The sequence below is a fragment of the Neisseria sp. HMSC065D04 genome (genome assembly GCF_001815675.1).
In the GTDB taxonomy this organism is placed as follows: Bacteria; Pseudomonadota; Gammaproteobacteria; order Burkholderiales; family Neisseriaceae; genus Neisseria.
In genome coordinates, this window is the sequence record NZ_KV821532.1 from 16,724 (window position 1) to 27,288 (window position 10,565).

Sequence of the window (10,565 nt, forward strand, 5' to 3'; positions counted from 1 at the left end):
ACGCCGTACTGGTTTAAAGTTAATTCACTATAAATATCAAAACAGGACACCAAGAAGGTCGTCTGAAAATTTGTCCACGCATCCGACACATTCAATCAAAGGAAAAACATGATTTATTTATTGGCAAGCATACTGTGCAGCGTGTCTGTGTCGGTATTGCTCAAATTGGCGCGTAAGAACAAAATCGACGTCGCGCAGGCGGTGGCGGTAAACTACATCGTCGCAGTAGCGCTGACGGCTTGGGTATTGAAACCCGATTTGAGCAACCCGAAAGCCTTTTTGCCGACTTGGTGGCTGTTTGGCGCGCTGGGCGTGCTGCTGCCTTCGGTGTTTGTGATTATGGGCAAGGCGGTCGATGCGGCGGGTATCGTCAAGTCCGATGCGGCGCAGCGTTTGTCTTTGATATTGCCGATTATTTCCGCGTTCGTCATTTTTGGCGAAGCGTTGACCGAAGGCAGGCTGATAGGCATCGTTTTGGCGTTTGTGGCTTTGTTCTGCCTGTTGTGGAAAGCCGACGGCGGCAAGAAATCGGGCGGATTGGGTACGCAAATCACGCTGCTCGCGGGCGTTTGGGCGGGCTACGGCATCATCGACATCCTCTTCAAACAGCTTGCCAAAAGCGGTACGGCGTTTTCCGGCAACCTCTTGGTCGCCTTCAGCCTTGCCGGTATTTTGATGTTCGGCTACCTTTTCTCCCAATCGACCAAATGGACGAAAGAAGGCATTATCGGTGGCATCGTTTTGGGCGGTTTGAACTTTGCCAACATCGTTACCTACATCACCGCCCACCAAATGATGAAAGAAAACCCGACGCTGGTCTTCGCAGGGATGAACATCGGCGTCATCGTCTTGGGAACGCTGGTCGGCGCAATGGCGTTTAAAGAGAAAATCAGCAGCATCAACGCCGCAGGCATCAGCGTCGCCGTCTGCGCCATCGCCTGTTTGTTTTACTGGCCGCAGATACGGGGACTTATCGGTATGTAAGCATGTAAAAAGGTCGTCTGAAAAAGGTTTCAGACGACCTTTTACCTTTCGGGTGGGAGTGTTTTTCCTGCTTTGATAACAACGGCGCATTTGCAGCTAGACAACCCATGCAAAACGGTCTAATGTTCCGCCTGCATATGCACATTACTTGATAAACCAACGAATGAGAAGGTAAGAGAAATGACTGTCCGTATCGAACACGATTTGCTGGGCGACCGCGAAATCCCCGCCGAGGCGTATTGGGGCATCCATACTTTGCGCGCGGTGGAAAACTTTAAAATTTCCAATCAAAAAATTTCCGACGTGCCGCAGTTTGTCCGCAGCATGGTGATGGTGAAAAAAGCGACTGCGCAGGCAAACGGTGAGCTGGGCGCGGTGAAGCCCGAAATCGCCGCCGCCATCGAAAAGGCTTGCGATGAAGTGTTGCTTAAAGGCCGCTGCCTCGACCAATTCCCGTCCGACGTGTATCAGGGCGGCGCAGGGACTTCGGTCAACATGAACACCAACGAAGTCATCGCCAACCTTGCTTTGGAAGTGTTGGGCTACGAGAAAGGCCGCTACGACATCGTCAATCCGATGGACCATGTGAACGCCAGCCAGTCCACCAACGACGCGTATCCGACCGGCTTCAGGCTGGCGGTGTATTACAGTGTCGGCGAACTGCTGGAAAAACTGGCGTTGCTGAAAGACGCGTTTGCCGCCAAAGCCGATGAATTTAAAGATGTTTTGAAAATGGGGCGCACCCAGCTTCAAGATGCCGTACCGATGACGGCGGGGCAGGAATTTCAGTCTTTCCAAGTGTTGCTGGAAGAAGAGATTTTGAATCTGAACCGCACGCGCGCCCTGCTGTTGGAAGTCAACTTGGGCGCAACCGCCATCGGCACGGGCGTGAACACGCCGAAAGGCTACGCGGCTTTGGCGGTGAAAAAATTGTCCGAAGTCAGCGGCTTGGATTGCAAACTGACCGAAAACCTGATTGAAGCGACTTCCGACTGCGGCGCGTATGTGATGGTACACGGCGCATTGAAACGCACGGCGGTGAAATTATCGAAAATCTGTAACGACTTGCGCCTCTTGTCGTCCGGCCCGCGCGCCGGTTTGAAAGAGATTAACCTGCCGGAAATGCAGGCAGGCTCATCGATTATGCCCGCCAAAGTCAATCCCGTGATTCCCGAAGTGGTCAACCAAGTCTGCTTCAAAGTCATCGGCAACGACACCACCATCACCTTCGCCGCCGAAGCGGGGCAGTTGCAATTAAACGTGATGGAGCCGGTCATCGCGCAATGTATGTTTGAAACCATCTCCCTCTTGGGCAACGCTGCGGTAAACCTCGCCGAAAAATGCGTCAAAGGCATTACCGTCAACCGCGAAATCTGCGAACGCTATGTGTTCAACTCCATCGGCTTGGTCACTTACCTGAACCCGTATATCGGACACGGCAACGGCGATTTGGTCGGCAAAATCTGCGCCCAAACCGGCAAAGGCGTGCGCGAAGTCGTTCTCGAACGCGGTCTGTTGAGCGAAGCGGAACTCGACCGCATCCTGTCGCCCGAAAACCTGATGAACCCGCATTTGTAAGATAGGACATAAAGGAAAGGTCGTCTGAAAACGGAATTGCCGTTTCAGACGACCTTTTTTTATAGTGGATTAAATTTAAGTCAGGACAAGACGACGAAGCCGCAGACAGTACAGATAGTACGGCAAGGCGAGGCAACGCCGTACTGGTTTAAAGTTAGGCGAGGTAACGCCGTCCTGGTTTAAAGTTAATCCACTATATTTGTTCAAATTCTTATTTCAACATTAAAATCGCAGCCACCGCCGCAGCCGTGACTACTAAGGCGGCAATCAGTTTGGCGGCGGAAGCAAATTTCAAGGCAACGGTTTGCCCCTCGATAGACTTGTAGCCGCTGATCATCGGGCGGATCAAATCTTTTTTCTTCAAAAACTTATACGCCAAGACCGTAACGATGTGTAAGCCTGCCAATGCCGCCAGTAGGTTGAAGAAATTAACATGGATTTTGCGCATCAGACTGCCCGTGTCCGAGCTGACCAAATGGTTCAGATAGCCGCTGTCGGTAAACGTGTTTTCATCGGCGGCAAACAAGCCCGTCGTTACTTGCAGCAAAACCGCCGCAATCAGCGCGATGACCATCAGCGCGCCCAAAGGGTTGTGTCCGGGCTGCTCATTTTCCGTCAGGCTGCCTTGCAGGTAGCGGCGGATGGACGACGGACCGCGTACGAATTGAGAAAACCGTGCCGTATCGCTGCCCCACAAGCCCCAACACAGACGGAAGACAATCAGCCCTGCAACCAGCAGTCCGCAGCGCAAGTGCCAAACCAGCATCCCGCCGCCAGCCTGCGCGCTGTACCACATAAATCCGACCGACAAGACCAAGAGCCAGTGAAACAGGCGCGTTGGCAAATCCCAGACTTTGACTTTTTGTTTCATTAAATATTCCTTGTTGTGCGGTTGTAGTGTTCCTATACGGGGCGGTAGAATCGTGAAAACAACAGTCGATATAGTGGATTAACTTTAAACCAGTACGGCGTTGCCTCGCCTTAGCTCAAAGAGAACGATTCTCTAAGGTGCTGAACGTACTATCTGTACTGTCTGCGGCTTCGTCGCCTTGTCCTGATTTAGAGTTAATCCACTATATAAGACATCCTCTTTTCGCCACGCATCCGCTATTTTATCCCAAACTCAGGCAGATTGATGATGAACCCGTCCTATAAGCTCCCCGATACGCCCGATTTTTTTCAGACGACCTCGCAATTTCCCGATGTATTCACCCCGCGTCAGGCGGAGTCGCACAAAGGAACATACGGCACGCTCGCCGTCGTCGGCGGCGCATCGGGCATGAGCGGAGCCGTTGTTCTCGCTTCCACCGCCGCGATTTATCAAGGCAGCGGCAAAGTGTGGGCGGGCTTCAATCAAACCGCCTTGCCCTTCGCCGTCATCCCCGAACGCCCCGAAATCATGCTGGCGACTGCCGAAGACCTGCTGAAACGCAAGGACATCAGCGCATGGGCGGTCGGCTGCGGCATGGGTTTGGGCGAAACCGCCAACTCAATCTTAAATACCGTGTTGACGCACAATCAAGATGCACCGTTGTTGCTTGATGCCGACGCACTGACTTTGCTAGCAAGGTCTAACCCCGAAACCCGCGAAGCAGCACAAAAGCGCGGTAATCTGGTTCTGACCCCGCACCCTGCCGAAGCCGCCCGCCTGCTTGGTGCATCAACCCAAACCGTCCAGCAAGACAGAATGTCCGCTGTCCAAACCATCAGCGCAACGTTCCAAGCCGTAACCGTCTTAAAAGGACACCGCACGCTTGTCGCCGCGCCCGACGGCACGGTCTATACCAACCCAAGCGGCAACGCCGGACTTGCCACCGCAGGCAGCGGCGACGTTTTAAGCGGCATCATCGGCAGCCTGCTTGCGCAAGGCATCCCGCCGTTCCAAGCCGCATGCGCCGGCGTATGGCTGCACGGCGCGGCGGCGGATGTTATCAAACACTCGACAGGCGTGGAAGCCGGTATGCTGGCAGGCGAAATCGCACCTACCGCCAGATGGTTGAGGAATCGGCTGATGATCGAGAACACAAAAGTTTAAAGAAAGAGGTCGTCTGAAAACGGAGATACAGCTCCTAAGCCGTTTTCAGACGACCCTTTGCAAATGTTCAATATCTGTGTTGGAATCCAAAAGCTTTTTGATGTTTCCTATGCAGATACTCCGGATAGATTGAAAAGGTAAACCATGCAGTCCAAATTTTTTAACCATCAAGGTGCAAGCCTGCACTACCAAATCGGCGGTAAGGAAGCCGCCTCCGTCATGGTCTTGCTTCACGGCGGTTTCGGCTCGATTGCCGACTTTGAACCGTTGCTGCCGCGCCTGTTGCAACACTACCGCGTGATTGCCGTCGATACGCGCGGACACGGACGCTCCACGCTTGGCACTACCGCATTGACCTATGCTCAAGCAGCCGATGATGTGCGCCAAATCCTGCGCAACGAAAGCGTGGAAAATTACAGTCTGTTCGGTTTCAGCGACGGAGGAATAACGGCTTACCATCTTGGTGCGGAAGATGAAAATGTTGAGAAAATCATCACGGTAGGTGCAGAGTGGCATCAAAAACACTTGAATCGCGTACGGTCGATGTTTGAAGCGCTGAACCTTAATATTGTAAAAGAAAAACTGTCGGAACAGCTTGCCGCTTATCAGGCAGTCAATCCCGAACCCGATGCCGAAAAATGGATTGCGGCATTGAAAGCCATGTGGCTGGATGAAAGCGCAAGCGGTTATCCCAACGAAAGCGTCCGTGAAATCGCAGCTAATGTCTTGGCAATACGCGGAGAAGCCGATTTTCTGCTTGCCTTCGATGATTGGGCAGAACTGAAAACCGAATTGCCCGATGTGCATCTGATGAATGTGCCGTTTGCAGCCCATGAAGCGATTAAAGAGCAGCCCGAAATCATTTGGGCGGCAGTACAGGCGTTTCAGGCATTGTAAAAGTCCGTATTGGATAAAGAGGTCGTCTGAAAACGGCTTTGGCAGGTTCGCCGAAATTGGTTTTCAGACGACCTGCCCATCCGTTTGAAATCCTCCCTCGTCCCGATTAAACTGCCGACTTGCTCTTTTACCATCATCCTTATTTTGTCCATCACACACCATGTCCAAACCGCTTATCATCCGCTGGCTTGCCGTCTGCCTGATACCCTTGGCGACGCTTGCCGTTTTCGCCGTCAATCCGCCCGAAGACGCGGCGCAACACTTAATCAACGGCATCATCCTTGCCTGCGAAGCGACGTTTCTGTTCAAATTCGTCCTTTTCGACACCATCAAGCATCATCTTAAGCAAGAGTTTGATTTGAAACGTCAAACCATGCTGCTGTTTATTCCAATCGTTTTGCTGATTGTGTATTTGTTCCACTATTTCGGCGCGTTTTAGTTTTGAAAAGGTCGTCTGAAACCGATTTCAGACGACCTCGAGTCTTTTATGAATACACACGCTTTCCCTGTTTGTTGGATTTTTTGCAACGTCATCGACAATTTCGGCGACATTGGCGTTTCCTTGCGGCTTGCCCGTGTTTTGCACCGTGAACTCGGTTGGCAGGTGCATTTGTGGACGGACGATGTGTCCGCCTTGCGTGCGCTTTGTCCCGATTTGCCCGACGTTCCCTGCGTTCATCAGGATATTCATGTCCGCACTTGGCATTCTGAAGCGGCAGACATTGATACTGCGCCCGTTCCCGATGTCGTCATCGAAACTTTCGCCTGCGACCTGCCCGAAAACGTGTTGCACATTATCCGCCAACACAAGCCGCTTTGGCTGAATTGGGAGTATTTGAGCGCGGAAGAAAGCAATGAAAGGCTGCATCTGATGCCTTCGCCGCATGAGGGCGTTCAAAAATATTTTTGGTTTATGGGTTTCAGCGAAAAAAGCGGCGGGTTGATACGCGAACGCGATTACCGTGATGCCGTCCGTTTCAATAGCGAAGCCATGCGAGAGTGGCTGATGCTTCCTGAAAAAAATGCCCCCGAATGGCTGCTTTTCGGCTATCGGAGCGATGTTTGGGCGAAGTGGCTGGACATGTGGCAACAGGCAGGCAGTCCGCTGACCCTGCTGCTGGCGGGGACGCAAATCATCGACAGCCTCAAACAAAGCGGCGTCATTCCGCAAAACGCCCTGCAAAACGACGGCGATGTTTTTCAGACGACCTCTGTCCGCCTCGTCAAAATCCCTTTCGTGCCGCAACAGGATTTCGACAAACTGCTGCACCTCGCCGACTGCGCCGTGATACGCGGCGAAGACAGTTTCGTCCGCGCCCAGCTTGCCGGCAAGCCCTTCTTTTGGCACATCTACCCGCAAGACGAGCATGTCCATCTCGACAAACTCCACGCCTTTTGGGATAAGGCACATGGTTTCTACACGCCCGAAACCGCCTCGGCACACCGCCGCCTTTCAGACGACCTCAACGGCAAAGAGGCATTATCCGCCACGCAGCGCCTAGAATGTTGGCAAATCCTGCAACAACACCAAAACGACTGGCGGCAAGGTGCGGAGGACTGGAGCCGTTATCTTTTCGAGCAGCCTTCCGCCCCCGAAAAACTCGCCGCCTTTATTTCAAAGCTTAAAAAAATACGCTAAAATAGCGCGTTTATTTACAACCGATTTGATTGGACAATACATGAAAACAGCACAAGAACTGCGCGCCGGCAACGTATTCATGGTCGGCAACGATCCTATGGTCGTTCAAAAAACCGAATACATCAAAGGCGGCCGCTCTTCCGCCAAAGTCAGCATGAAACTGAAAAACCTGCTGACCGGTGCCGCTTCCGAAACCATTTACAAAGCCGACGACAAATTCGACGTCGTCATCCTGTCCCGCAAAAACTGTACTTACAGCTACTTTGCCGACCCTATGTACGTCTTCATGGACGAAGAATTCAACCAATACGAAATCGAAGCTGACAACATCGGCGACGCGTTGAAATTCATCGTTGACGGCATGGAAGACCAATGCGAAGTAACCTTCTACGAAGGCAACCCCATTTCTGTCGAGCTGCCTACCATCATCGTACGCGAAGTTGAATACACCGAGCCTGCCGTTAAAGGCGATACTTCCGGCAAAGTGATGAAAACCGCGCGTCTGGTCGGCGGCACTGAAATCCAAGTGATGTCTTACATCGAAAACGGCGACAAAGTCGAAATCGATACCCGTACCGGCGAATTCCGCAAACGCGCTTAAGCATCAGCGGCAGTTAAAAATAAAAGGTCGTCTGAAAACTTTTCAGACGACCTTTTGCCATCTCAGCGTGTTAAGTCAAGGCGCGAATCTTAAATAAGATGGGACAATGTTCCCTTTGAATCTGTGCTCAGCACCATTATTACGAATATCAAGCCGAATCATGATGCGGACGATAAAGAGGGTCGTCTGAAAGTGGGAAAAGGGGCTTATTCACATTTTCAGACGACCTTTACTTGATGGATGGGGGGTACGGCTTCCTTTATCCGTTTCGGAATAAGCAATATAAAAAAGTATTCTTTGTGTTTGCCGCAATTTCACTTAGAATGCGGCTCTTGCACACTTTTTCTTCAGGAGAGGATTATGTTGAAAAAATTCGTACTCGGCGGCATGACCGCATTGGTTTTGGCAGCCTGCGGCGGAGAGGGCGGCAGCGCGTCTTCTTCTGCTCCCGCCCAATCTGCCAGCGCTTCCGGTTCTTTAATTGAGCGCATCAACAATAAAGGGACGATTACCGTCGGTACCGAAGGCACTTACGCGCCGTTTACCTACCACGACAAAGACGGCAAGCTGACCGGTTACGATGTGGAAGTTACCCGCGCCGTTGCCGACAAACTGGGCGTCAAAGTCGAATTTAAAGAAACGCAATGGGATTCGATGATGGCGGGTTTGAAAGCGGGACGTTTCGACGTGGTGGCAAACCAAGTCGGTCTGACCAGCCCCGAACGCCAAGCGACATTCGACAAATCCGAACCTTACAGCTGGAGCGGTGCGGTTTTAGTTGCGCGTAACGACAGCAACATCAAATCCATCGACGACATTAAAGGCGTCAAAACCGCGCAGTCCCTGACCAGCAACTACGGTGAAAAAGCCAAAGCTGCGGGTGCGGAACTCGTACCGGTGGACGGTTTGGCGCAATCGCTGACCCTGATTGAACAAAAACGCGCCGATGCGACGTTGAACGATGAATTGGCAGTTTTAGACTATCTGAAGAAAAACCCGAATGCGGGCGTGAAAATCGTTTGGTCTGCGCCTGCCGATGAAAAAGTCGGTTCCGGTTTGATTGTCAATAAAGGCAATGACGAAGTTGTGGCGAAATTCAGCACGGCAATCAACGAGCTGAAAGCCGACGGCACGCTGAAAAAACTGGGCGAACAATTCTTCGGAAAAGACATCAGTGTTAAATAATTTTCTTGCTTCACTGCCGTTTATGACGGAAACACGCGCCGATATGATTGTCAGCGCGTTTTTGCCTATGGTCAAAGCCGGTTTTATGGTCTCGCTGCCGCTGGCGGTGGCATCGTTCCTTATCGGGATGGTGATTGCCATCGCCGTGGCTTTGGTGCGGATTATGCCTTCCGGCGGCATCGTGCGGAAAATCCTGCTGAAACTGGTGGAAACTTATATTTCCATCATCAGGGGGACGCCGCTGCTGGTGCAGCTTGTGATTGTGTTTTACGGGCTGCCGTCCGTCGGTATTTTCATCGATCCGATTCCCGCCGCCATCATCGGCTTCTCGCTCAATGTCGGCGCATACGCTTCCGAAACCATACGCGCGGCGATTTTGTCCGTGCCGAAAGGACAGTGGGAGGCGGGTTTCTCCATCGGTATGACCTATATGCAGACTTTTCGCCGCATCGTCGCGCCGCAGGCATTCCGCGTTGCCGTGCCGCCTTTGAGCAACGAGTTTATCGGCTTGTTTAAAAACACCTCGCTCGCAGCGGTGGTGACGGTAACGGAATTGTTCCGCGTCGCGCAGGAAACGGCAAACCGTACCTACGACTTCCTGCCTGTCTATATTGAAGCTGCTTTGGTTTACTGGTGTTTCTGCAAGGTTCTGTTCCTGATTCAGGCGCGCTTGGAAAAACGCTTCGACCGCTATGTCGCCAAATAAGGGGAAGCCATGATTAAAATCCGTAATATCCGCAAAACCTTCGGCGAAAACACCATTTTGCGCGGCATCGATTTGGATGTGGGCAAAGGGCAGGTGGTCGTCATCCTCGGACCTTCCGGCTCGGGTAAAACGACGTTTCTGCGCTGCTTAAACGCACTGGAAATGCCTGAAGACGGACAAATCGAGTTTGACAACGAGCGACCGCTGAAAATCGATTTTTCCAAGAAACCGTCGAAGCACGACATCTTGGCTCTGCGCCGCAAATCCGGCATGGTATTCCAACAATACAACCTCTTCCCGCACAAAACCGCTTTGGAAAACGTGATGGAAGGTCCGGTTGCCGTACAGGGCAAGCCTGCCGCCCAAGCGCGCGAAGAAGCTTTGAAATTGCTGGAAAAAGTCGGCTTGGGCGATAAGGTTGACCTTTATCCCTACCAGCTTTCCGGCGGTCAGCAACAGCGCGTCGGCATCGCCCGCGCATTGGCGATTCAGCCTGAGTTGATGTTGTTTGACGAACCCACTTCCGCGCTGGATCCCGAATTGGTGCAAGACGTGTTGAACGCCATGAAGGAATTGGCGCAAGAAGGTTGGACGATGGTCGTGGTTACCCACGAAATCAAGTTCGCGCTTGAGGTGGCGACTACCGTCGTTGTCATGGATGGCGGAGTCATCGTAGAGCAGGGCAGTCCGAAAGAATTGTTCGAACACCCCAAACACGAACGGACGCAGAAATTCCTGCGGCAAATCCGTAAAGATTCGGCAGATTATCGACATTAAGCCGTTTTGTTACATCAAAGGTCGTCTGAAAACAAGCATAGCGGGTTTCGTTAACACTATTCGCCGTTTTCAGACGACCTTTTTTCATTATGGATTTACGTTGAAGCGCTACGGCATCAACGGACGGCGACATATAGTGGATTAACTTTAAACCAGTACGGCG

The 10,565-nt window shown here is 52.1% G+C and carries 11 protein-coding genes; 10 read left to right on the forward strand and 1 reads right to left on the reverse strand.

Annotated elements, in window-relative coordinates; genetic code table 11:
• Nucleotides 1–108: 108 nt before the first annotated feature.
• Both HMPREF3050_RS09545 and aspA read left to right on the forward strand, forming a co-directional pair.
• The gene (locus HMPREF3050_RS09545) at nucleotides 109–984 is read left to right on the forward strand and encodes a DMT family transporter (protein ID WP_070774629.1); all 876 of its coding nucleotides are present in this window, start codon (nucleotides 109–111) and stop codon (nucleotides 982–984) included.
• 180 nt (nucleotides 985–1,164) lie between these two features.
• A complete protein-coding gene (gene aspA / locus HMPREF3050_RS09550) occupies nucleotides 1,165–2,562 on the forward strand; it encodes an aspartate ammonia-lyase (RefSeq protein ID WP_070774630.1) in 1,398 nt (465 codons plus the stop codon).
• A 211-nt stretch (nucleotides 2,563–2,773) separates the two neighbouring features.
• On the opposite strand, the gene HMPREF3050_RS09555 is transcribed toward aspA, so the two are convergent.
• Nucleotides 2,774–3,433 (reverse strand): cytochrome b/b6 domain-containing protein, encoded by a 660-nt coding sequence (locus tag HMPREF3050_RS09555; RefSeq protein ID WP_070774631.1) that lies wholly within the window; start codon nucleotides 3,431–3,433, stop codon nucleotides 2,774–2,776.
• Nucleotides 3,434–3,697: 264 nt separating this feature from the next.
• On the opposite strand from HMPREF3050_RS09555, the gene HMPREF3050_RS09560 reads away from it, so the two are divergent.
• From HMPREF3050_RS09560 to HMPREF3050_RS09595, 8 genes are all read left to right on the forward strand, one after another.
• On the forward strand, nucleotides 3,698–4,597 hold the full coding sequence (locus tag HMPREF3050_RS09560) for an NAD(P)H-hydrate dehydratase (protein WP_070774632.1): 900 nt from the start codon (nucleotides 3,698–3,700) through the stop codon (nucleotides 4,595–4,597).
• Between the two features lie 144 nt (nucleotides 4,598–4,741).
• Nucleotides 4,742–5,494 carry an alpha/beta fold hydrolase gene (locus tag HMPREF3050_RS09565; RefSeq protein WP_070774633.1) on the forward strand — a complete coding sequence of 251 codons (753 nt, stop codon included), beginning with the start codon at nucleotides 4,742–4,744 and terminating at the stop codon, nucleotides 5,492–5,494.
• Between the two features lie 160 nt (nucleotides 5,495–5,654).
• Complete coding sequence (locus tag HMPREF3050_RS09570; protein ID WP_003758590.1) at nucleotides 5,655–5,933, forward strand: hypothetical protein; 279 nt, start codon at nucleotides 5,655–5,657, stop codon at nucleotides 5,931–5,933.
• Nucleotides 5,934–5,981: 48 nt separating this feature from the next.
• Nucleotides 5,982–7,133 carry an elongation factor P maturation arginine rhamnosyltransferase EarP gene (gene earP / locus HMPREF3050_RS09575; RefSeq protein ID WP_070774634.1) on the forward strand — a complete coding sequence of 384 codons (1,152 nt, stop codon included), beginning with the start codon at nucleotides 5,982–5,984 and terminating at the stop codon, nucleotides 7,131–7,133.
• Nucleotides 7,134–7,173: 40 nt separating this feature from the next.
• Nucleotides 7,174–7,734: an elongation factor P gene (gene efp, locus HMPREF3050_RS09580; protein WP_002219406.1), complete on the forward strand. Its 561-nt coding sequence runs from the start codon at nucleotides 7,174–7,176 to the stop codon at nucleotides 7,732–7,734.
• Between the two features lie 360 nt (nucleotides 7,735–8,094).
• Nucleotides 8,095–8,919 carry an amino acid ABC transporter substrate-binding protein gene (locus HMPREF3050_RS09585; RefSeq protein ID WP_009173727.1) on the forward strand — a complete coding sequence of 275 codons (825 nt, stop codon included), beginning with the start codon at nucleotides 8,095–8,097 and terminating at the stop codon, nucleotides 8,917–8,919.
• Nucleotides 8,909–9,625 carry an amino acid ABC transporter permease gene (locus HMPREF3050_RS09590; RefSeq protein ID WP_003765700.1) on the forward strand — a complete coding sequence of 239 codons (717 nt, stop codon included), beginning with the start codon at nucleotides 8,909–8,911 and terminating at the stop codon, nucleotides 9,623–9,625. Before HMPREF3050_RS09585 ends, HMPREF3050_RS09590 begins: the two co-directional genes overlap by 11 nt.
• A 9-nt stretch (nucleotides 9,626–9,634) precedes the next feature.
• A complete protein-coding gene (locus HMPREF3050_RS09595) occupies nucleotides 9,635–10,402 on the forward strand; it encodes an amino acid ABC transporter ATP-binding protein (protein ID WP_070774635.1) in 768 nt (255 codons plus the stop codon).
• Nucleotides 10,403–10,565 lie beyond the last annotated feature (163 nt).

What these genes read in the sequence shown, in the direction of transcription:
- HMPREF3050_RS09555 (WP_070774631.1), bottom strand. Translation starts at nt 3,433, where the DNA reads ATGAAACAAAAAGTCAAAGTCTGGGATTTGCCAACGCGCCTGTTTCAC.
- HMPREF3050_RS09545 (WP_070774629.1), top strand. Translation starts at nt 109, where the DNA reads ATGATTTATTTATTGGCAAGCATACTGTGCAGCGTGTCTGTGTCGGTA.
- HMPREF3050_RS09595 (WP_070774635.1), top strand. Translation starts at nt 9,635, where the DNA reads ATGATTAAAATCCGTAATATCCGCAAAACCTTCGGCGAAAACACCATT.
- HMPREF3050_RS09560 (WP_070774632.1), top strand. Translation starts at nt 3,698, where the DNA reads ATGATGAACCCGTCCTATAAGCTCCCCGATACGCCCGATTTTTTTCAG.
- aspA (WP_070774630.1), top strand. Translation starts at nt 1,165, where the DNA reads ATGACTGTCCGTATCGAACACGATTTGCTGGGCGACCGCGAAATCCCC.
- HMPREF3050_RS09570 (WP_003758590.1), top strand. Translation starts at nt 5,655, where the DNA reads ATGTCCAAACCGCTTATCATCCGCTGGCTTGCCGTCTGCCTGATACCC.
- efp (WP_002219406.1), top strand. Translation starts at nt 7,174, where the DNA reads ATGAAAACAGCACAAGAACTGCGCGCCGGCAACGTATTCATGGTCGGC.
- HMPREF3050_RS09585 (WP_009173727.1), top strand. Translation starts at nt 8,095, where the DNA reads ATGTTGAAAAAATTCGTACTCGGCGGCATGACCGCATTGGTTTTGGCA.
- earP (WP_070774634.1), top strand. Translation starts at nt 5,982, where the DNA reads ATGAATACACACGCTTTCCCTGTTTGTTGGATTTTTTGCAACGTCATC.
- HMPREF3050_RS09565 (WP_070774633.1), top strand. Translation starts at nt 4,742, where the DNA reads ATGCAGTCCAAATTTTTTAACCATCAAGGTGCAAGCCTGCACTACCAA.